Origin of the sequence: Chromobacterium vaccinii (assembly GCF_000971335.1) — a bacterium.
GTDB lineage: Bacteria > Pseudomonadota > Gammaproteobacteria > Burkholderiales > Chromobacteriaceae > Chromobacterium > Chromobacterium vaccinii.
The window spans coordinates 71,666-95,601 of record NZ_JZJL01000015.1 but is presented as its reverse complement, the minus strand read 5'-3'; the positions used below and the strand labels follow the sequence as shown (position 1 = coordinate 95,601).

3 protein-coding genes are annotated in these 23,936 nt (G+C 69.4%); all 3 read right to left on the bottom strand.

The window, feature by feature from the left end; all coding sequences use genetic code 11:
* Nucleotides 1-3,847, bottom strand: a 3,847-nt coding sequence (locus VL52_RS25335; RefSeq protein ID WP_235429262.1) for a polyketide synthase, incomplete at its 3' end; no start/stop codon positions are given.
* Nucleotides 3,807-8,420: an SDR family NAD(P)-dependent oxidoreductase gene (locus VL52_RS09800; protein ID WP_052729239.1), complete on the bottom strand. Its 4,614-nt coding sequence runs from the start codon at nucleotides 8,418-8,420 to the stop codon at nucleotides 3,807-3,809. The genes VL52_RS25335 and VL52_RS09800, both read right to left, overlap by 41 nt.
* Entirely contained in the window at nucleotides 8,417-23,905 is a 15,489-nt protein-coding gene (locus tag VL52_RS24495; protein ID WP_046156858.1) for an SDR family NAD(P)-dependent oxidoreductase, read from the bottom strand. Before VL52_RS24495 ends, VL52_RS09800 begins: the two co-directional genes overlap by 4 nt.
* Nucleotides 23,906-23,936: the final 31 nt, after the last annotated feature.

Below are 23,936 nucleotides of genomic sequence, written 5' to 3'. Positions count from 1 at the left end.
CCAGCCTCGCCCGCCCATCCTCGCCGCGCCACGGGCGCAGGCTGTCGTTGATGTAGAACGGACTGCCGTCCAGTTGGATGTGCTCATTGCGCTGGCGATAGTGGATGGTGGGCGGCAGTTGGCGGTGGCGCAGCGCCTGCACCAGCTTGATCATGCCGGCCGCGCCGGCGGCGGTCAGGCAATGGCCGATATTGCTCTTCACCGAGCCGATCGCGCAGTAGCCGGCGCGATCGGTGAACGGCCGGAACGCCGCCTTCAGCCCGGCCACCTCGATGGGATCGCCCAGCTTGGTGCCGGTGCCGTGCGCCTCGATCAGGCCGATTTCAGCCGGGTCGATGCCGAAACGCCGGTAAACCGACTGCAGCAGCTCGCTTTGCGCGTCTTCGTTGGGCGCGGTGATCCCGTTGGATTTGCCATCCTGATTCACACCCCAGCCGCGCACCACGGCCAGGATGCGGTCGCCGTCGCGTTCGGCGTCGGACAGGCGCTTGAGCAGCAAAGCGCCAACGCCCTCGCCCGGCACGAAGCCGTTGGCCCGCTGGTCGAAAGCGTGGCAGCGTCCGTCCGGAGACAGCATGCCGGCCTGGGCAGTCATCACGTGCATGGACGGACCGCCCATCACATAGACGCCGCCGGCCAGCGCCAGATCGCAATTGCCGGCGTTCAAGCTATCGCAGGCGGTGGCGAAAGCCACCAGCGACGACGAGCAGGCGGTGTCTATCGCCAGGCTGGGGCCGCGCAGGTTCAGCATGTAGGCGATGCGGGCCGCCAGGATGGAGCTGGCCGTGCCCAGGAAGCCCTGGGCGCTCAGCCGCGCCTCGTCCGACGGCATCAGGTAGTCGCTGGCGCCGCAACCGACAAACACCCCGCAGCGGCTGCCCGACAATGCGCTCGCGCTGTAGCCGGCGTTTTCCACGCAATGCCAGCCGGCCTGCAGGAACAGGCGTTGCTGCGGGTCCATCGCCTCGGCTTCGGTCGGAGAGATGCTGAAGAACAGCGGATCGAAGCAGTCGTATCCGTCCAAGGCGCCCAGCCAGCGGCTATTGGTCTTGCCGGGCGTCGGCGCGCCTTCCCGGTAGTGTTCGGCCAGGCTCCAGCGTTCCGCCGGCACCGCGGCGACGCAGTCGCGGCCTTCCGCGATATTGCGCCAGAAAGCGTCCACGTCCGCGGCCTTGGGAAATTGGCCGGCCATGCCGATCACGGCGATGGCTTCCGGCGCTTGCCGGCCTTTGGCGGCGGCCTTCGCGCGGCCGGGCTTGCGCCAGGAAGCCAGCGTCGGCGCGGCCTCCTGCGTTGGCGCCGCCGGCTTTTTCCCGGTCGTCGAAACCGGCACGTCCCGGACCGGCCCCGGCATGGCTTCGGCCACCAGCCTGGCCATCTCGGCCAGCGTCGGGTGGCTGTAAACGCGGGTAGCCTCGATATCCACGCCGTAGCGCTCGTTGATCCTGCGCACCCAAGTGACGCCGGTGATGGAGTCCAGCCCCAGCTCGATGAACGGGGTCTCGTCGTCTATCTCGTCCGGGCCCAGATGCAGCTCCCGCGCCAGCAGCTCGCGCAGCGTCGCCGCCACATCGCCTGAACCGCCGGAACCGACGGCCACAGCCGTTGCCGCGCCACTCGACTCGCGGCCGGCGAGCAGCTCCGCAAGGTGGCCGGCCAGGGCGGCCAGGGTCGGGTGGCTGTAAACGCGGGTGGCTTCGATATCGGTGCCGAACCGGGCATTGATCTTCCGTATCCAGGTGACGCCGGTGATGGAGTCCAGCCCCAGCTCGATGAACGGCGCGTCGTCGTCGATTTCGGTTTCCCGCAGCAACAGCTCCTGCGCCAGCAGCCCCCGCATGGCGTCGACGATGTCCGCCGCGCCGACTGCCGGCAAACCGGCCACGCGAACCTCCTGTGGCGGCTCTCCCGCAAAGCGGCTTTCTATGCGCCGCAAGGTGTCGTCGTTGCGCACGAAAGTGGCCTCATGCATGGCCACCTCAAGGCGATAGGCCTCATCGCGGCCTGCCAGCAGCGGCTGCGCCAGCAAGCGCTTGAGACGAACCAGGCGCTCGCGCGGCTGGCTGGCGATGCGGGCGGCCCGCTCCAGCGCGGCGTCCAGCAAGGCGCGGCGCGGCAGCGCCGGCATGCCGCGGCTGGCCAGATCGGCGCCTGACTGTTCGCGCGCCGTCAGCAACGTTTCCCGCGCCAGATCCAGGCCCAGCCGTTCCGGGAATATCAGGGTGGAACCGGCTCCCGGCGTGAAGCCGTAGGACATATAGGGGTTGAAATAGCGGGCCTCTTCCGCCGCCCAGGCCAGGTCGGCGAACATGCCGAAAGCCCAGCCGCCGCCTATCGCGTGGCCCTGCATCGCCGACAGCACCGGCAGCGGACACGCCAGGGCCAGCTGGAAGGCCATTTCGTCAGTGAACTGCGCTTGGCCTTTCTGGATAGCCTGCAGGGTTTCACGGGTGCCGCCGGTGGCGAAATAGCCGTCATGGCCGGTCAGCACCACGGCCCGGCAAGCGGGCGCGGCGGCGGCATGAGCGAAAGCCCGTTTCAATCCGTCCACCAGCGCCGGGGTGAACATGTTTTTCGCCTCGCGCTCGCACATCGCCACCAGGGCCACGCCATCGGGGCAGATTTCCAGACTCACCGGACCGAAATCCAAATCGAAAGATTCGGCTTGCGCCGGAGCGGCGCCTGCCGGCTCAACCGGCGGCAAGGCGCTCAATTCCGCATTGCGGCGGGCCTTCCAGTCCCGCGCCAAGCCGCGCGGCCAGCCCCGCCATTGCGAGGCGAGCGCCAACGCGCGCGGCAAGGCGCCGGCGGCATCGGCGATCTCGGCCGCGCCGCACAGCTGCCCCAGCGACAAACCGCTTCGGCTGTCCGCATCCAGGCTCAATTCGCGCGCCGCCTTGCCGCCCAGCCGCAGAGCGGCCAGGCGCGCGGCTTCGTCTTCCAATGCCGGCGCGGAAGCCAGGCCCGCGAAGCCGTAGCGCCCTTCGTCGACAAACACCGCCGCGTCGCACCACAGGCACAGCCACCAAGCCAGTCCAGTCGCATCACCATCGCAGGCGACGATCAGCGGCAAGGGGCTGGCGCGCAAGGCGTCGCGCAAAACTTCCGCCTCGGCCGCCGGCCATTGCCCGGCATCGCCGGACAGCCCGGCCGGCATGCCGGACAGCACGATGGAACGGCAAGCCGGCAGCATGTCCGCCCGGGCATAGGCGGCGCGCAGTTCCGCCGCCATCGCGGCTGGACTCCACTTTTTGCCTGAAGCGGCAGGCACCACCAGCAACGCGCCCTGCCGCAGGCTCTCATCCTCAGCCGGGCTGGCCGCCGCTTCCGGCAGGCCGGCCGGCGCCAGCTCGGCGGTCAGGGCCGCCACCTTGCGCCCCAGATGGGCTTTCAGCAGGCGCAAGGCCTCGGTCGGCTTGTCCGCCAGATCGCGGGCCAGCGCCAGCGCGCGCTCCGCCGCTTCGCCACGGGCCGCGACCGGACACCCCAGCCCCATGCGCGCCAGCTGCGCGCCGCTCGCAAGAGGCCGGCGGTACAGCGTGGCTTCGGCCAGCGCCTCCCCCAGCCGCGCGCGCAGCAGACGATCTTCCGCTCCGCTCGGGAACAGGTCTGCGGCCGGATCGGCATAGCCGTACTCGGCATCCTCGGCCAACACCATGAAATCGCACAGCAAGGACAGCAGCCAGCCCGCGCCCACGGCGCCGGCAGCAGGCGAGGCTATCAGCGGAAACGGGAAGCGGGCGACGGCCTGAGGCAGACCGGATGCGATGGCCGCGTCGCAGGTTTCGCGCCCGCCGCGCCAGCTTTCATCGCCTCCGGTCAGCAGCAAGGCCTTCAGCGACGACATCCGGCCGGCCTGCTCCAGCGCGCGGAGCAGCGAGGCCAAGCCGGCTGCCAGGTCGCCGCCCGGCACATCGAGACGGAATATGCCGTCGCCCAAGTCGCGCAACCGGTCGCTTTCCCCTGCTGCGCCAGCAGCGGAAACATCGGGCAGACTCAGCCTCGCTTTGGCAGCCAGCGGCGCGGCGATAGGCTCCGCCGCCTCGGAGAGCGCGACGAGGACGGGCTTGCCGCGGCTCGCCGGCAGGGCCGAAACCATAGGAGCGGGGGGGGCGCGGCGGCTCGTCCGCGCGCGGCGCCTCTGCCTGCGTGGCCAGCTCGGGCGCGGCGGCGCGGCGGCGTAAGCCCGCCAGCCGGGCGAGAACCTGTCCGCCCGCGTCGCAAAAATCGATATCGAAAACGTCGGCCTCTGCCTGGCGCAGATATAACCAAGCCGCTTTGCCAGGCTCTCCGGACAGCCGCAACTCGGCAAGAGAGAGCGGTTCGGCGCGCAGACCGGCCATCTCGTCCAGCAACGATGCCGCCATCCGCAGGCCGCGGGGACTCAGCGTCCACTCGCCGCCCTCGTCGCCGGACTGCAGCGCCGCCAGCCGACGTCCCTCTGCGGACCACAAGCCGGACGCAGCGGCCCGCATTCCTGCCCGCAGGCGGCTCAGGTCATGCCGCTCGGCCAGCGGCTCGTCGGCCCGCTCGGCATGCAGCTGGCAATGCACGGCCTCGCCGGTATGGATCTCGACGTCGACATGCTCGTCGTCGCGCGCCAGCAAGGCGGCGCGCAAGGCATGCTCGCGTCCCGTCCGCGCCGGCTCGCCCCAGCGGATATCGCTCAGCGCCCAGCCGCCCCGGGATTCCGAGGCGGCGTCCAACGCGAATCTCGCCATCTCCAGCATCAGCAGCGCCGGCAGCCGCGTGAAGCCGCCAACGGTCTCGAGGAAAGTCTCGTCGCCGGAAAGGCGGGTTTCATAGGCTTGTTCGGCCAAGCTGGAGACGTTGGCGTGCGCCAGCGGGTGCAGGACGGAGCGGGCGGGTTGAATGGCCGCCGGAGCCTGCCAGTAACGCTCGCGGGCGAAAGGGTAGCCGGGAAGGCTGACCAGCCCCGCCCCGTCCGCGCGCAAGCGCTCCCAACCCCAATCCAGGCCTTGAGCCCACAGTTTCGCCAGCTTGTTCAGGTCTGCGGCGGCGATCGCATGCTCCGCTTCGGCTCGCGACTGGGTGTCGGCCTCGTCCAGCGTCAGCATGTCCCTCGACTTGACGCTGCCCCGGAACGTGGCGCGGCCGTCGCGGATAAAAACTTCCAGCTGCGCTTGCAGCTCCTTGCTCGAGGCCGCGACGAAGGCCGCGCGCTCGATCATCGGCTCGCGGCCGCTCTGCAGCGTCCGGACCAGGTCCCGGATATCGATGCCGCCAGCGCGCAATCGCTCCAGCAGGTCGAGCGCGCGCTGGCGGAGATGCTCCGGCGTGCGCGCCGACAAGGGGGCGATGAAGACCGACTCTGCCGCGGTTTGCGGACCGCGGGCCGGATGATATTCCTCGATGATCAGGTGTGCGTTGGAGCCCCCGGCGCCGAAGGAAGACACGCCGGCGACGCGCGGCAGTTCCCGTCCATCGCGCGTCGGGCGCGCCCAGGGGCTCAGCGTCTGATTGACGACGAAAGGCGTGGACGCGAAATCGATATGCGGATTCAGCCGGCTGGAATGCAAAGACGGCGCAATCGCGCCGTGCTTCATCTGCAGCAGAACCTTGGTGACGCCGGCGATGCCTGCCGCCGATTCGCAATGGCCGATGTTGGACTTGGCCGAACCGATGCGGCAGAAGCCGGTCTGCCTTTCGTCAGGCTCCAGCCCCTCGTGAAAGGCGCGGGTCAACGCGGCGATCTCGATCGGATCGCCCAGCTTGGTGCCCGTACCGTGTGCCTCGATGTAGCCTACATCGCGCGCGGCCACGCCGGCCTCCGTCAACGCCATGCGGATCACTTCCGCCTGGGCCTGCGGACTCGGCACCGTGTAGCCGTTGGTCTTGCCGCCGTGGTTGAGCGCGCTGCCGCGGATCAGACCGTAGATGTGGTTGCCGTCGCGCTCGGCGTCGGACAGGCGTTTGAGCACCGCCACGCCCACGCCCTCGCCCGGGATGTAGCCGTCGCCGCCCTCGCCGAAGCTCTGGCAATGGCCGTCGCCGGAAATGAACTGGCCGGCGCTCAGCATCAGGTATTTGTTGGGATGCACCGTGACATTGACGCCGCCTGCGAGCGCCAGCGCGATGCGTCCCTGCCGCAAATCCTGGCAAGCCAGATGGATGGCGGTCAGCGACGACGAGCACATGGTGTCCAGCGTCAGGCTGGGGCCATGCAGATCAAGAAAATACGAGGTCCGGTTGGCGATGCTCGCCAGGCTGCCGGACAGATTGTATTCGCCGTACATCACGCCGGCGTAGACGCCGGCCTGCCCCGCCCGTCCGTTCGCGGTCGCGGCTTGCAAGGCCGCGCGGTTCAGGCCGGCGTCCTCGATGGCCTGCCAGGCGTGCTGCAGGAATAGCCGCTCCTGCGGGTCCATGCCGGCGGCTTCTTTGGGCGAAATATTGAAAAAGCGCGGATCGAACTCGTCCACGCCTTCAATGAAACCGCCCCATTTGCTGTAATGGCGGCCGGTTTCGCCCCGGTCTTCGCTGTAGTGCTCGCGCCAGTCCCAGCGAGAGGCCGGCACTTCGACGATGCAATCGCGGCCTTCGCTCAGATTGCGCCAATACGCGGCCAGGTCCCATGCTTCGGGATAACGGCCGCTGAGGCCGACGATCGCGATGGGTTCGTTCACCGACGACGCGGGCATGGATGGCGCCGCCGACCGCTGAGGCCGGCCGCGGCGCGCCATCGCGGGCGCGGCGGACGGCATGATCGGCGCGGATGCCTCGGGCGCTTGCGCCTCAGGCGCGAACAAAGCCAGCAAGGCCGGTTTTTGCGCCTGCAGGAAATAATCGGCCAGTTCATCCAGGGTCCGGTACTCGAAGAACAGCGTCTTGGCGAGGGTCCCGAAGGTTTTTTCCAACTCGCCGGTCACATTCATCGCCAGGATGGAATCGATGCCGTACTTTTCCAGCGCCGCCCGGCCCTCGATCCGCTCAGGCGGCAGCTTGAGCGCGCCGGCAAACACGCGGCGCAGGAAATCGCGCGTGCGCGCCGCCAGATCGGCTGGCTCGGCCGTCGCGGCCAAGGTCTTCGCCATCGGCTGCGCGGCATGTCCGCGCGGCTCCAGCGCCTTGCGCATCGCAGCGGGATCGCCGTGCATCGCCATCAGCGCGCCCTGCGGCTGCGACAAACAGCGGCGCCAAGCCTGGATGCCTGCCTCCGCGCTCAATGAGCCCATGCCGGTGCGCCTGCGCAGCGCGTCCATGTCCGCTGCGTCCACATGCATGCCGCCGTCCAGCCAGTGCGGCCAGGCGATGGCCGCCGTTCGGCCGGAGCGCTCTCCAACAGCCGCCAGACGGTTGCGGTAGACCGCGAACTGCTCGAGAAAGCCATTGGCCACGGCGTAGTCGGCCTGCCCGAGATTGCCCGCCCAGGAGGCGATGGATGAGAACAAAACGAAAAAGTCCAGCGGCAGCGCGCGGGTGGCGCGGTCCAGGTTGCGGCAGCCCGCCACCTTGGGCGCCAGCACGGCGCGGAAGGAATCCGCTGTCTTCTTCAGGATGAATTCGTCCCGCAACAGGCCGGAGCTGTGGATCACGCCATCCAGCCTGCCGTGGCGGGCCAGGATGTCCGCCACCAGCGCGTCCGTTTCGGCGGGATTGGAAATGTCGGCTCGCGCGTATTCCACGCGGCCGAGAGCTTGCAGCTCGGCCAGCAGGGCCTGCTCCGGCTCGGAACGGCCGGCCAGCACGACCGCGACGTCCGCGCCTCGGCTCAGCATCTCGCGGGCGAACAGCCGCCCCAGCCCGCCCAGGCCGCCTGCTATCAAATAGACCCCGCCTTGCCGGAGCGCGTCCGGCGCAGTCGGCGCCTCGTCGATGACGCGCCAACGACGCGCCAGCCTGCCGGAACCATCCAGCCGGACTGCGACGTCCGACGATCCGCCCCATTCGGCGCGCAGCCCGCGGGCCAGAGCCGCCCCGTCGACGCCGGCGGAAACCAGAACCAGCTGGGCGGCGACCGCCGGGTTCTCCAGCCTGGCCGTTTCGAACATTCCGGCCAGGCCGATCAGCCATTCGGCCTCGTCGCCGGTCGCAACCAGCTGCAGGCGGGCGGGAGACTGGGGGCGGGCCCGCATCAGGCCCCGCAGTGCCTCGAAAACGCCCAGAGCCAGCGCTTCGTAGCCCTCGCCCTCCAGCACCCGGCAAGTCGCCGGCGCCAGTCGCGAAGACAGCGCCTCGGCGTCTTTGGGACCGAAGCCGCGCAGCAGCACCAGCCGCTCGCACGCGTCCTCCCCGACCCCGTCCGGCGCGACGACCGCTTCCCACTGCGGCGAAGCCAGCAGCGTGGCGAGCGCCTCGCCGCCCTTCCGTCGAAGCGTGGCGATCCGGAGCATGGCATCCTGTTGCGAGAGTTCGCCGCTCGCCAGCGCGCGATAGATACGTTCCAGCTCTTGCTTCATAAGTCCAACCCAGTCAGTTCAACCGCCTGGTCGGCGGAGAGTTCGTTGTTGAGGACGCGCGCGATGATGGCCGCGACGCGGGTCTGTTCGTCGCCGCCCAACGGCCTGGCGGAGAAGCCGCGCATCTCCACGCATACGACGCCATCCCTGTCGCACATATCGATATCACACTTGAATAGCCGTCCTTCCGCGCCGACCGAAACGCGGCGCAGCCAGGCGAACATCACGCGTTCGCAGCCTTTGATCACTCGCATAGCCTCCAGCGCGTACGGCAGCCATGCGCCGTTCTCTCCCGCCCTGTCCGCGATCAGCTCGATGGCGCCTTGCAACGCGCTGTCCAGCATGCCAGGCGGCAGCGGGCAGTCCGGGCCGCCGGCCGGCAGCCGCAGCTCGGCCAACGCCTCGCCGTCTCCCAGATGCAGCGCGGCGATGCCCTGAAAGCTCGCTCCGTAGGCCAAGCCCATCGCGGCGAAGCGCGGATACAGCTCGTCCGGCCCCAGTTCGCCGCGCCGCATGCCGGCGCGGAGGCTTTCCATGTCCAGCCTCCGCGGCTGGGTCTGCGCCTCCGTCACGGCCATCCCCCGGCAGTGCAGCGTTTCCAGGCCATCGGCACCCTCGCTGCGGATCTCGAACGCGATCGCGCCGTCATCGGCGGACGTGAGATCGACAATTGCCTCGACCGCGGCGTCCGCCGCCAGCGGCTGCGACCACACCGCGTGCGCCAAGCTCAGCCGCAGATGGCTTTCCTCCGGCGGCAGGGCGTCGGCCACTGCGGCGCGCGCCATTTCCAGATAGGCGGCAGCCGGCAACACCGGCTTGCCGTTGACGCGGTGGTCTGCCAGGAAGGATTCATCGCCCAGAAAGCGGCTGCGGTAACGCTGCTGATTCAAGTTGGACGCGTTGCGGTGCAGCAGCGGATGCAGCGCGCCGCCTTTTGCCTCCGTTTTGGCCGCCGGGCGGACCCAGTGGCTTTCACGGGCGAAGGGATAGGTCGGCAGCGCCAGTTTCCGAGGCGCGCCTCCTTGATGCAGCGCGCGCCAATCCAGATCCACGCCGCGCACCCAAAGGCTCAGCAACTTGGGCAGGTTGCGCCGCGCCAGCCACTCGCCGGTCAATCGGCGCATGTCCTCGTCGGCGGCGAACAGGCTCAGCGTGTCCTCGTCCAGCCCGGTCGGACTGTAGTGGACGCCGTCCATGCGCCGCCCTGCCAGATAGGCAGCCAGCTGTTCGCGCAACTGCGCGGCCGAAGCGGCGACGAAACCTGCCCGGCGCGGCATCGCGTCGCGGCCGGTCTGCAAGGTATGCGCCACGCGGGCCAGATCGGCCTCGCCATCCGCGAGCCAGGCCAGCAGCGCCTCGGCCTGCTGCCTCAGCTGCTCATCGCCGCGCGCCGACAGCACCACCGCGTGGCTGCCGCTCGCATCGGACATGGCCGGTTTCTCCTGCGGATATTCCGAAATCACCACGTGGGCGTTGGTGCCGCTGAAACCGAACGAGCTGACCGCCGCGACGCGCGGAACATCGCTGTCCCAGTCACGGCAAGCCGTGTTGACGTAGAACGGCGAAGCTGCGAAATCAATGTGCGGGTTCGGCTGCCGGTAATGCAGCGACGGCACCAGCTTGCCGTGGCGCAGGCACAGCAGCGCCTTCACCATGCCCGCCACGCCGGCAGAGAAACCGGCATGGCCGATATTGCTTTTCACCGAGCCCAGCGCGCAGGCTTGCGCCCCCGCGCCGGCGGCGCGGAACACCGCGCTCAGCGCGTCCACTTCGATGGGGTCGCCCAGCGGGGTCGCCGTGCCGTGCGCCTCCACGTAGCCGATGCGGCGCGGATCGATGCCGAAACGGCCGTACACCTGGCGCAGCAGCCTCTCCTGCGCATTGGCGCTCGGCGCGGTGATGCCGTTGGTCTTGCCGTCCTGATTGACGCCGGAGCCTTCGATCACGCCGAGGATCTCGTCGTTGTCGGCCAGCGCCCGGGACAGCGATTTGAGCAGCAGCACGCCGCAGCCCTCTGAGAACACGATGCCGCCGGCCTCGGCGTCGAAGGCAGCGCAGCGGCCGTCCTTTGACGGCATGCCCACCTGTGAGGTCAGCACGTGGCCTATCGGCGTGGTCAGCAGATTGATGCCGCCGGCGAGCGCCATCTCATTTTCGCCGTTGCGTATGCTTTCGCAGGCGAGGTGCACCGCCACCAGCGATGACGAGCAAGCGGTGTCCACCGCGATGGCCGCGCCTTTGAGGTTCAGATAGTAGGAAATCCGGGCCGCCAGTATCGCGCTGGACGTGCCCATGAAGGCCGCGCCCGCGCCGTCCCGTCCCGCATCGCGCAGCACGCGCCCATAATCGCCGGACGCGCAGCCCACATAGACGCCGCAGTCCGCGCCCGACATCGCGCCCGGCGCATAGCCGGCGCTTTCAATCGTCTTCCAGCATTCCTCCAGGAAGATGCGCTGCTGCGGGTCCATCAGCTCTGCCTCCGCCGGCGAGATGCCGAAAAACAGCGGATCGAACAGGTCGATGCCATCCAGCAGGCCGGCCCATTTGGAGTAAGAGGTGCCCGGGTGGCGCGGATCGGGGTGGAACCAGGCCGCGCGCTCGCCCCAGCGCGCTTCCGGAATCTCGCCGATGCTGTCCACGCCCTGGCTCAGATTGCGCCAGAACGCGTCGGCGTCGGGGCTGCCCGGATAACGGCAGGACATGCCGATCACGGCGATTTTCTCCGTGTATCCGGTCTGCGCCGGAACGGCCGGCAGCGCTGGAGATTCGCGGCCGCGCAAGGCCTGGGCCGATACCCGCCGCAGGCTGATCGCCTCCATCGAAGCCACAGCCTCGCCCGCCGCATCGAGCAGGACGAAATCGAACTCGAAAGCGTCGAACGCGCGCGCGCGCAGCCGCGCCAGGCAGCGGTATTCGCGGTCGTTCAGCGCCCCGGTCACGCTCACCGCGCCTATCCGGTGCGGCAGGAACTGGTCGTCGCTGGCGCCGTAGTGCCGCGCCGCCAGATGGCCCGCGTGGTTGATCACCGTGCACAAGCCGCCGTACAGCGCGAAGGGACTGGCCAAGAAACGGTAGCCATGGTCGGCGACGCGGATCTCGCCGCGCGCGGCCTCCTCCCCGAATGTCAGCGAGCGCAGCGGCGCGTAGCAGGCGCCGACGTTGGTCGGAATTTCGTCCGCGTCGAGCGTCGCCAATTCGGCGAAACCGTTGTCCTCCACCCGCATCGGCGCGGTCTCGGCCGGCGCGATGAAGCCCTGCATGTGCAGGCGGTCTCCGGCGGTTTCCAGCGAGTCGCCTGAGCGCACGAAGAACTGCAGGCCATCGCCGCTGCGGCGGAAAACAATGCGCGCGTGGCGCTCGCAGCCGGGTTTTCCCAGCAGCGGATTCGCGATGGCGATCCGCTCCAACCTGACGGCGGGCGCGTCGAAGTGGCTGCGCAGGGCGCTGAGCACCAGTTCGATATACGCGTCGGTGGGCAGCAGATGTTCGCCGAACACCACGTGCTCGCTCAGGCAGACATTGCTTTCTGGGCTGACGCGCCAGGACACTGCGCACTCGCCCGTGGCGGCGAAGTCCCCCTCGCAGTCCGCGCTGTGGAAATACAGGTCCCGCAAACTATCGTCGCGGCGCTGGCGGAAAGGAAACCCCGCCTCGGCTGGCGCATTTCCGACCGGGGCCGCCGCGCCTAACTGTCCAGCCAGATAGGCGGCCAGAGCCTTCAAGTCGGGATAGTCGTAGATGCGCGTCGCCGACAGCGATACGCCGTAGCGGCTGTTGAGCGCCTTCACCCACTCGACGCCGATGATGGAGTCCAATCCCAGCTCCATGAACGAGCGACCGGCATCGATGTCGCCCGGCTGCATCAGCAGCGCCTCAGCCAAGCTGGCTTTCAACTCCTGTTGCAATCCAGCCGTGTCGACGCGCTCCGGCGCGGAGGCGACTGCGGCTGCCACGGCATGCGCAGCAGCCGGAACGGCTTCGGGAACGCTGTCGCCAGCCAATTGCGGATGCAGGAAGGCGGCCAGCGCCTTCAGGTTCGGGTAATCGTAAATGCGCGTCGCCGACAATGCGACGCCGTGCTCGCGGCTTATCGCCTTCATCCATTCCACGCCCAGAATGGAGTCCAGGCCCAGCTCGGTGAAGGAGCGGCTGTCGTCCAACTCGTCCGGCCGCATCATCAGCACCTCGGCCAGGCTGGCCCGCAACTGGCGGCGCAACAGGTCCGGCGCGGATGCCGCAGGCGCGGCCGCAGCCTTGGCCGGAATCGGCGCAGGCATGCGGGCCGGCTCGATAGCCGCCGGAACAGGAGGCTGTTCTGTTTCCAGCCAATAGCGTTCGCGGGCGAACGGATATGGCGGCAAACCCAGTTTGCGCGGCGCGCCGTTCGGATACAGCCGCGACCAGTCCAGCGCCACGCCCTTGACCCACAATTCCGCCAGCCGGCCCAGTTCGCGCCGCGCCATCCACTTGGCGGCCATCGCCTGGAAGTCGGCGTCGCCGCCCATGCCCGACAGCGCGCCCTTGCCGCCCGCCTTGCCCCGCAAAGCGCGGCCGCCGGCCGTGTCGTCGCCATTCAGGAAGGCGCGCAGCCCCGCCGCCAGTTCGTCGGCGGAGCCGGCCAACAGCGCCAGCCGTTCGCCGAACTCGGTCCGGCCCAGCTGCAGCGTGGCGGCAAGGCAAGCCAGATCAGCGGTGTTTTCGCCCAGCCAGGCCAGCAGCCGGCACGCCTGTTCCCGCAACTGCTCCGGGGTGCGGGCCGACAGCGGCAGCAGCGCGTCGCCGCTCCAGCCGGAGTCGTTTTCCGCCTGCGCATGCTCGGCCAGCACGATGTGAGCGTTGGTGCCGCTGAAGCCGAAGGCGTTGATCGCGGCGCGGCGCGGCTGGCCGTCCCGCGCCGCCCAGTCGCGCAGCTTGTCGTTGACGTAGAAAGGCGACCCCTGCAGGGAAATATGCGGATTCAGCCTGGAGAAGTTGGCTGCCGGCGGCAACTGGCGATGCGTCAGCGCCATCAACAGCTTGAGAAAACCGGAAATGCCGGCGGCGGACAGGCAGTGCCCGATATTGCTCTTCACCGAACCCAGCGCGCAGAAGCCTTGCGCCCTGGCATCCGGCGCGAACGCGTCTTTCAGCGCCGCCACTTCGATCGGATCGCCCAGGGGCGTGCCGGTGCCGTGCGCCTCGATCAGGCCGATGCTGGACGGGTCGATGCCGAAACGCTGGTAAACGTCCCGCTGCAGCCGCGTCTGCGCCTCGGCGCTGGGCGCGGTGATGCCGTTGGTCTTGCCGTCCTGGTTGACGCCCCAGCCCTGCACCACGCCGTAGATGCGGTCGCCGTCGCGTTCCGCGTCGGCCAGACGCTTCAGCACCACCACGCCCACGCCTTCGCCGATGGCGATGCCGTCGGCGGCCTCGTCGAAAGTGCGGCAACGGCCGTTGGGCGACAGCATGCCCATCTGCGAGGTCATAATATGCATGGCCGGACCGGCCAGCACGTTGACCCCGCCGGCCAAGGCCAGATCGCTGGCGCCGGAAGCCAGGCTGTCGCAGGCGCTGGCGATGGCCACCAGCGACGACGAGCAGGCCGTGTCTATCGCCATGCTGGGTCCGCGCAGGTCCAGCAGATAGGAGATGCGCGCGGCAAGGATGGCCGGCGATGCGCCGGTGAAGCCCGGTCCGCTGAGCTGCTCGCGCTCGGACAGGCGATGGTAGTCGCCGGCGGCGCAGCCGACGAAAACGCCGCAGCGGCTGCCGGACAGCTTGCGCGGATCGTAGCCCGCATGCTCGATGCCGTGCCAGCAGGTTTCCAGGAACACCCGCTGCTGCGGGTCCATGCTGCGCGCCTCGCGCGGCGACAGGTTGAAGAAGGCCGGATCGAAGCAGTCGTAGCCGCCCAATGCGCCCATCCACTTGCTGTAGGTCTTGCCCGGAGCGGCATCGCCCGGCTGGTAATGGCGCGACATGTCCCAGCGCCCCGCCGGCACTTCCTCCACGCAGTCCCGTCCTTCGGCGAGATTGCGCCAGAACGCGTCCAGGTCGTCCGCGCCGGCGAACCGCCCGGCCATGCCCACCACGGCGATCGCATCGCCGCCGCGGCCCGCCGGCTTGCCTGACCGGCTGCGTCGGGAGCGCAGCGCTATCCGCTCAAATTGCGGCGCGTTCTCGGCCGCGGGGACTTGCGCCTCCTCGCGGTCCGGGGCGGTTTCGGCCACGTGCCGCGCCAGCTGGGCCAATGTCGGATAGCTGTAGATGCGCACGGCTTCGATGTCGGTGCCGTAATCCTCGTTGATCCGTCGTATCCAGGTGACGCCGGTGATCGAATCCAGTCCCAGCGATACGAAGGGCTCGTCGTCGACGATCTCCGCTTCGTCCATTCTCAGTTCCTGGGCCAACAGGCTGCGCAGACGCTCGGCCACTTTGCCCGCGTCGCGGGCCGGGGCCGCCGCGCCAGCGGCTTTGGCTGCCCCCGTTCCCGCGCCGAAACCGCCCTGAATCCGCGCCAGCGCGCCGGCCTGGCCGACAAAGGTGCGCTCGTGCATTTCCAGTTCCCGGGCGATGGTCTCATCCAGCTCGCGGCGCAAAGGGGCGGAACGGCGGCGCTTGCACGCCAGCAGCAAGGACCGCGGATGCCGCGCGATGCGGCCGGCCAGGGCCAGCGCCTCGGCCAGCACCTCGCCGCGCGGCAGCGCTTGTTGCGGCATGCCGCGCCGCGCCAGATCCGCGCCTGAATACTCGCGGGCCGTCATCAGCGATTCCAGAGCCAGATCGCGGCCAACCTCCAGCGGGAATACCAGGGTCGCGCCGGCTCCGGGCGTGAAGCCGTAACCCATGTAAGGGCTGTAGTAACGGCTCTCCTCGGCCAGCAGCGCGAAGTCGGCGAACATGCCCAGCGCCCAGCCGGCGCCTATCGCATGGCCCTGCATCGCGGCGATCACCGGGATCTCGCAATCCAGCGGCAGCCGGAAAATCGGGTTGTCGTTGAAGCGGACGCTGCCCTCGTGTATCGCCAGCAAGGTTTCCTGCGTGCCGCCCGATGAGAAATACTGGTCGTAGCCGGTCAGCACCACCGCCTTGTAGGCGCGGCTCGCCGCGACATGGGCGAACGCTTCCCGCAGCCCGTCGCTGACCGCGTCGGAGAACATATTCTTGGCCGCTCGGTCCTCCAGGCGCACTTCCAGCACGCCATTCGGATGGGCGACCGCCTTCACCGCGCCGGACGACAGCGCGACCGGGCCGGCCACGGCCGCTTCGTCTTCGCCCGCCGGCTCATACGCCTGGGGCGGCTGCGCGCCGGCCAAGCGCCAGGCGCTCAGTTCCTCGCGGGACAGCATTGCCATATTCGCCGCCAGCGCCAGCGCGCCTTGCGCGACCTTGCCCGGCTCGCATACCTGCGTCGCGCCGAAACGCCCAAGCAGCTCGGCGCCGCCGTATTCGCCGCCGTCCAGCAGCAGACGGTAGGCCGGCTCATCGTCGAAATGTCGCCGCAAGGCCGCTTGCGCGGCGTCGCTCAGCAAGCCCCCCATCGCATAGCGGCCATCGGTTCGATAGACGCAAACATCCGCGCCGAGCGCGGCCAGCCAGGCGGCGCCGCGCGCGCCGGCGTCCAGCGCGGCCACCAGCGGCCGCTCCAGCCGGCCAAGCTCGGCCATCAGCGCCTGCGAGGCGGCGGCGTCTTCCGGCGCGCCGTCCAGCGGCAGGAAACCCGGATGCTCGCTCATCAGCGCCAGGCTGCGGCAATCGTCGTCGGCGTTGACCAGATCGACCAGCCTCTCCAGTTCGCCGGTCAAGGCCTGGATATCGATGCCGCCGTCCAATACGCGTATGCACGCCTCCAGCACGCCGGCCGGATGGCCGCGCAACTGCAGGCATTCGAAATCGGCCGCCGGCAGGCGCGCTTCCGGCGCGCGTTTCCGGCGCGCCGCCGGCGTCGCGGTGTCCAGCCCAAGCGCGGGCTCGGCCAGAGGCCGGGCCAGATGGCGTTTCAGCAGGCGCAACGACTGGGTCGGCTTGCGGGCCAGTTCTCCGGCCAGGCTGCGCGCATGCTCTTCCACTTCAGCCGCAGGCAGCACCGGGCAGGTCCAGCCCTTGCGCCGCAGCCGCTCGCCTGCCTGCCGCGGCTCCAGGTACAGCAGATCGGCAGCGCGCGCGCGTCCGAATCGGGCCTCGAGCAAGCCGCGCGCATGGCCGGGATGCAGCCCGGCTTCGAAATCGATGAAGCCGTAGCGCGACGCCTCGGCGCAGACCATGAAATCGCACAGCGCGCCCAGCAGGAAACCCGCGCCCATCGCTTCGCCGCGCATCGCGGCGATCACCGGCGCCGGGAAGTCCAGCAATGCCTGGTACAGGCCGGCCCGCAGCGCTTCGGCATGCGCGTCTGCGCCGCCTTGCAGAAAGATCGTTCCGGAACCGCTCAAAATCAGCGCCTTCGCATCCGCATCGGCCGCCGCGGCGTCCAGCGCGGCGCGCAACTGAGCGGCGCAGACAGCAGACAACGCATTCGGCGCGCCGATTCGCAGCTCATATACGCCGTCGCCATGCCGGTACAAATCGACCAAGGGCTCGGGTTGAGCCAAAGAAGCGGCCGGCGCGGCGGCTGCGCCCAGCGCGACAGCCGGCTTCGTCGCCGCCATTGATCCGGCAGCCAGCGCCGCGGCGATAGGTTCGCCCAGCGGGATGCCCAACGGCTTGCGGGGCGATCCGGCCGGACCAGAGGGCAGCGCGAGCGCCACCTTGAGCGGCGCGTCGGCGAGCGCCGCTTCCGCCGCAGGCGCCAAGGCCGCGCCGCCGTGCGGGTACGCGAGGCCTTTCAGTTGCGCCAGCACCGCGCCGTCATCATCGCAAAGATCGATGTCCAGCGCGGCGCGCGCCCCCTGCGCCGGCCGCAGCCAGGCATGAGTCGCCTGCTCGACAGCGCCTGGAAAACGCGCGCCGGCCAGCCAGGCCGGCTGCATGACCGCGCCGGCGGCCCGCAATGCCTGATCCAACCGGGCGATGCGCAAGGCGTGGCCATTGCCGCCTTCCATCGGCGGCAATGGCAGCAAGCGCCCTGCCGCTGCGGCGCGCAGCGCGGCCAGATCCAGCCTTGCGGCCTGCTCCGCGGGGCGGAAGGCCAGCCGGCCCTGGCAATGGACGGCTTCGTCCCCATCCGCGCGGTGGATTTCGAAACGGGCGGAATTGCCGTTCCGCTCGAACAGGGAAATCGCCAGCTCGCGGCCTTCAACGCCGACGCCGGGAACAGCCCAGGCCACCTCGGACAGCTCCAGGCACTCCGCCCCCTCCTGATTCATCACCGCTTCGAACGCGGCGCGGGCCATTTCCAGGCAGCCCGCCGCGCCCAATGCGCGCTGTCCCGACTCTCCGGCCAGGAAAGGCTCTTCGCCGGAAAAGGCCGATACATAGCGCGGCCCGTCGAAGCCGGAACGGTTCTCTCCCAGCAGCGGATGGCTATCCTGAACGACGACCCGGCCCTTGGGCACATCCACCCAATGGCGTTGCCGCGCGAACGGGTACGCAGGCAGGCTGACCGGCGGCGGAAACACCGGCTCCAGCGCGCGCCAATCGGTCTCGGCGCCGGCAGTCCACAACTCCAGCGCGCGCGCGCATTGGGTCTCGCTCATCTCCGGCGACAGCGCGGCCTGCGGCTCGGCCGCGGTTGCGGCGCGGCCGCGGAACACGCCGGCCTCCAGGCGGCCGTGATCGACGAAGGCGCGCAGCTTGGCGGCCAGGTCGGCGGCGTCGGCGGCCAGCACGCCCAGACGCTCGGCCATGGGCTCGCGGCCGAGCCGCAGCGTGGAGGCGATAGCCGGGAAGTCCGCGCCGCCGGCTTCCCGGTCCAGCATCGCCAGCAGATCGATGGCCTTCCGCCGCAGCTGATCGGCGGTGCGGGCGGACAAGGGCACCGGCTGCGCGCGAATCGCCTCTGCCGGCGCGCGGACTGCGGGCACATGCTCCTCCACCACCAAATGGGCGTTGGAGCCGCCCGCGCCGAAGGAGGAGATGCCCGCGACGCGCGGCAGCGCGCGGCCGCCCGCCTCCGGCGCGTCCCAGACGCTCAGCGTCTGGTTGACGACGAAAGGCGTGGACGCGAAATCGATATGCGGATTCAGACGGCTGGAATGCAGCGACGGCGCGATGCTCAGGTGCCGCATCTGCAGCAGCACCTTGGTCAGGCCGGCGATGCCGGCCGCGGCTTCGCAATGGCCGATGTTGGACTTCACCGAGCCGATCCGGCAGAAGCCGGTGTCCCCTGTGCTTTCGCCGAACGCCTTGGCCAGAGCGGCGATCTCGATCGGGTCGCCCAGCTTGGTGCCGGTGCCGTGCGCCTCGATGTAGCCGATATTCCTGGCGTCGACGCCAGCCTCCTCAATCGCCTGGCGTATCGCGGCGGCCTGGGCCTGCGGATTGGGCACGGTGTAGCCATTGGTCTTGCCACCGTGGCTGAGCGCGCTGCCGCGGATCACGCCATAGATGCGGTCGCCGTCGCGCTCGGCGTCGGACAGGCGCTTGAGCACCACCGCGCCGACGCCTTCGCCCGGGATGTAGCCGTCGCCGCCCTCGCCGAAGCTCTGGCAATGGCCGTCGCCGGAAATGAACTGGCCGGCGCTCAGCATCAGATATTTGTTGGGGTGTACCGTGACATTGACGCCGCCGGCGATGGCCAGGCCGATGCGGCCCAGCCGCAGATCCTGGCAGGCCAGATGGATGGCGGTCAAAGAGGACGAGCACATGGTGTCCACCACCATGCTGGGGCCGCGCAGGTCGAGGAAATAGGATACGCGATTGGCGATGCTGGCCGGATTGCTGGCAAAGCCCATGCGCTGGCCAAGCAGACTGGATTCGGCGCCCAACAGCTGGTATTCACCGTACATCACGCCGGCGTAGACGCCCGCCTGCGCCGGCTTGCCGCCGGCCGGCGCGCGCAGCCGCGCGCGGGTATAGCCGGCGTCTTCCACTGCCATCCAGGCGTGTTCGAGGAACAGCCGCTCCTGCGGGTCCATCTTGTCCGCCTCGGGCGGCGCGATATTGAAGAAGCGCGCGTCGAACTCGTCCACGCCCTCGATGAAGCCGCCCCACTTGCTGTAGTGCGCGCCCGGCTTGCTCCTGTCCTCGCTGTAGTACTCGCGCCAGTCCCAGCGTTCGCGCGGCACCTCGGTGATGCAGTCGCGCCCCTCGCGCAAGGCCTCCCAGAGCGCGCCGACATCGCGCGCGCCGGGATAGCGCCCGCTGAGGCCGATGATGGCGATGGGCTCCTCCCCGCTGGAGCGGCGCGCGCGCGCGCCTTGCCCCCGCAGGCTGCGCGCATTGGAAAACGCCAGCTCAGGGGTGGGCGCTGCCGCGGAGCCCCCCTCTGCCTTGCCGCCCAGCAGCCGCGTCAGCCTGCCGGCATGGGCGCGGGCGAAGTAGCCTGCCAAGTCGCGCAGGTTCAAATATTCGAAAAACAGCGTCTTGGGCAACTGGCCGAACGACTTCTCCAGATGCCGCGTCAGGTCCAGCGCCAGGATGGAGTCCATGCCGTAAGCATCCAGCGGCGCGGCCGGATCCACCGTGTCCAGCTTCAGCAAGGCGCTCAATTGGCCGCACAACCAGGCTTCCGCCTGGCGCGCCAGCTCCGGCGCGGACGCGCTGTCCGCGGCAACCGCCGCGGTTTCCATGGGCGCGGCGTGTTCGCCCAAGACGCGGCGCATCGCGGCGAGGTCGCCTTCCATCGCCAGAGCCTGGTCGAAACCGCCCGCCAGCGCCCGGGCGAACAGACGCATGCCGGTTTGCGTGGCCATCGGCCGGATGCCCATGGCGTCGGCCAGCCGCTGGCTTTCCTGTCCGGATACCGCCATGCCGCCCTCGCGCCACAAGGGCCACAGCATGGCCAGCGCGCGGCCGCGGCAAACGCCGGCCTCGACCAGTCGGTTGCGATAAGCGGCGAGACGGTCAAGGAAGCCGTTGGCCGCCGCATAGTCGGCCTGCCCCAGGTTGCCGAGGGCGGACGTCAGCGACGAGAACAGCGCCAGGAAGTCCAGGTCCAGATCCAGCGTCGCCCGGTGCAGATTGAAAGCGCCGGCCACCTTGGGCGCCAGCACCGCGCGGAAGCTTTCATCCGTTTTTTTCAGGACAAAGCCATCGTCTATCATGCCGGCGCTGTGCAGCACGCCGTTGAGCCGGCCGTAGTCGCGCGCGACGGCAGCGATCACCTCCCGCGTCCGCTCCGCGTCGGCAGGGTCCATCCGGCGATATTCCACCGAGCAGCCCGCTTCGGCCAGCTCCGCCAGCAAGCGGCTCTTGTCCTCAGAAGCAGCCACTTCCTCCTCACCCGCGCGGCCGGTCAGCACGATGCGGGCTCTTTCGGCCTTCCGGGCGATCTCGCGGGCGAACAGCATGCCCAGGCCGCCCAGGCCGCCGGTGATCAGATAAACCCCGCCGGCCTTGAAAGGCGCGTCCTCCGATCCGGCCTGCGGCGCATCGTTCAGCACCTCCCAAATGGCCGCCATGCGCTCGCCGCCCGCATGGCGGATGAGCGTTTGCTCCGGCGATCCGGCGTCGGCAGCCAGCCGCGCCGCCAACGCTGCCTCGCCGCCGGCGAGATCGGTGAAAATCAATTGGCCGCGCAGCAAAGGATTTTCCAGCGCGGCGGTCTTCAGCATGCCGGCCATGCCGGCCATCAGGCTCGGTTCGTCGCCATCGGGCATGACGAACTGCAGCAGCGTTTCCCGCTCCGGCTTGCCGGCCAGGCGTTGGCGCAGCAGGCCGAAGCAAGCCAGCGACAGGCTGGCGTAGCGCTCGGCGGCATCGCCGCCCGGCATCGGCAGCGCCAGGGTTTCGCAACCCAGCGCGCCGGCATCCACATCCGGCAGACCGCACAGAACCGCGATTCTCTCGCCGGAAAAAGCCGTTTCGCCGGCTTCGCGGCGGGCCCAGGTTTCGGTGGCCAACAAGGCGCCTAGCCGGCCGCCGTCCAGCGCGCGGGCGGCGAAGCCGCGCAGCGACGCGCAGACATTGCCGTCAGCGTCGGCCAGATCGATGTCCAGGCTGCCCGACTCGTTCACGCGCGCCCACGCCAGTGTTTCCTCCGCCGGGCAGGCCGACCAGACCCGGACGAGGTCCAGCGCGAACGGCACGACGGGCGCGCTCGGCGGCGCATCCAAATCGAACAGCAGCGTGGAGGCGGCCTGCAGCGCGCCGTCCAGCAAGCTGGGATGCAGCAGGAATTCGCCCGCGCCGTCGCGCGCGGACGCCGGCAGCGACAAGCGCGCCAGAGCGGCGTTTTCGCCGCGGCGCAGCGCGCGTATCGCCCGGTGCGCCGGCCCATAGGCGAGCCCCATCGCATCGAAGGCGGCGTAAACCGCGTCGGCGCCGTGCGCCTCCCCGTCCAGAGAGGCCTCCAATTCCGCGGCGTCCAGCTTGGCCGGCGGCGCTCCCGCAGCCGCCTCCGCGCGGCCCTGGCAGTGCGCGGCGTCATCTTCGCCGTAAGCTTCGAAAGCGATGCCGCCGCCGTCCGGCAACAGCGCGATATTGACTCGGCGCGGCTGGTCGACCACGGCCGGCCTCAGCCACGCGATGTCGCGCAGGGTCCAGCCGCCGTCGGCGAGGCCGGTCCGCTCGGCCGCCGCGCGCGCCATTTCCAGATAGGCCACGCCGGGCAACACCCGACTGGCCTCTCCCTCCGCCTCCGCGCGCACCCGGTGGTCGCGCAGGAAGAACTCTTCGCCGCTGAACAGCGAACTGTAACGATGCTCGTCCAGATCCGAGGTGTTGGCGTGCAGCAACGGATGCAGCAGCGCGCCTCCGCCGGCGCGGGCCTCGGCTTCCAGCCAATAGCGCTCGCGGGCGAAAACATAGGTGGGCAGACTGACGCGCAGGCGCTTGCCTTTGCCGCGCGCGGCGCTCCAGTCGACGTCGCCTCCAGCCATCCAGGCGGCCAGTTCGCCTGGCGCGCCGGCGGCGGCCAGCGGCTCATGGCCGTCGGCATAGGCCTGCAACTGCTCCCGCAGCTGCTCGGCAGTGTCCGCGACGAAGGCCGCGCGGCAAGCCATGTGCTGGCGGCCGGTCTGCAGCGTATAGGCCAGATCGCCCAGGTCCGGGGCCTCGCGGCCGAGGAAGTCAGCCAACCGCCCCGCGTAGGCGCGCAGGCTTTCCGCCGTCCGCGCCGAGATGGGCGCCACGACCGTGCCCGAAGCCTTGCGGACGCGGCGGGACGGCTGATGCTGCTCCAGCACCACGAAAGCGTTGGTGCCGCCCACGCCCAATCCGTTGACGGCGGCGCGGCGCGGCCCATCCTGCTTCGGCCAGCCTCGCGCCTCGGCGTCGACGTAGAACGGCGTGTTTTCGAAGCGTATCCGCGGATTGGGCTTGGCGTAGTTGACGACAGGCGGAATCACGCCCCGCTGGACAGCCAGCGCGGCCTTGATCAGGCCGACCACGCCGGCGGCGGCTTCCAGATGGCCCAGATTGGCCTTCGCCGCGCCCAGCGCGCAATAGCCCTTGCGCTCGGTATCGCGCTTGAAGGCGCTGGACAGCGCCTTGACCTCCTCCGGATCGCCCATCGCGGTGCCGGTGCCGTGGGTTTCCACCAGGCCTATGCTGTCGGCGCTCACTCCGGCGTTGTCCAGCGCGGCGCGGATGCAGGATATCTGCCCGCTGGCGCTGCTGGCGGCGTAGCTCATCTTGGCCTTGCCGTCGTTGCCGATCGCCGAGCCTTTGATCACCGAGTAAATGTGGTCGCCGTCGCGCACCGCTTCGTCCAGCCGCTTGAGCAACACCAGCCCCAGGCCGCTGCCGAACACCACGCCGTCGGCGTCGGCGTCGAAAGCGCGGATGCGTCCGGTTTTCGAGAAGATATAGCCCTCGCGGTAGCGGTAGCCGTGCTCCAGCGGCACCCGCACGCTGACGCCGCCGGCCAGCGCCATCGAACACTCGCCGTTGAGCAGGCTCATCCGCGCCTGGTGGACCGCCACCAGCGAGGTCGAGCAGGCGGTCTGCACCGTCATGCTCGGTCCGGTCAGATTGAGCTTGTACGAGAGATAGGTGGAGAGAAAGTCCTTGTCGTTGCTGATATGGGTCGCGCCCGCCGAAATTTTCTCGATGCGATCATGGAGATTGACGAAGTTGGCGAAGTAACTGGTGACCACGCCGCCGGCGCCGGCGAACACGCCGATATTCTGCGGCCCCGCTCCGGCGTAGCCCGCGTCTTCCAACGTCTCCCACGCGCATTGCAACAGCAGCCGGACCTGCGGATCCATCAACTCCGCCTCCCGCGGGGCGATCTTGAAAAAGCCCGGATCGAAGCGATCCGCGTCGGCTAGCGGCGCGCAGGCCTTCACATAACTAGGGTCGGCCAGTTCCGCCTCGCTCACGCCTGCGCGGCGCAGCGTTTCGTCCGACAGGTCGCGGATGCCTTGATGCCCCGCGCACAGCTTGGTCCACAGTTCGGACACATTGTCCGCGCCCGGAAAACGACCGGCCATGCCGATCACCGCAACATCTCTAGCCTTGTTCATGTGCTCTTCATCTCTCGAGAAAACGGGCGGT

Coding starts and splice junctions, on each gene's coding strand:
- VL52_RS09800 (WP_052729239.1), bottom strand. CDS start 8,420: ATGAAGCAAGAGCTGGAACGTATCTATCGCGCGCTGGCGAGCGGCGAA.
- VL52_RS24495 (WP_046156858.1), bottom strand. CDS start 23,905: ATGAACAAGGCTAGAGATGTTGCGGTGATCGGCATGGCCGGTCGTTTT.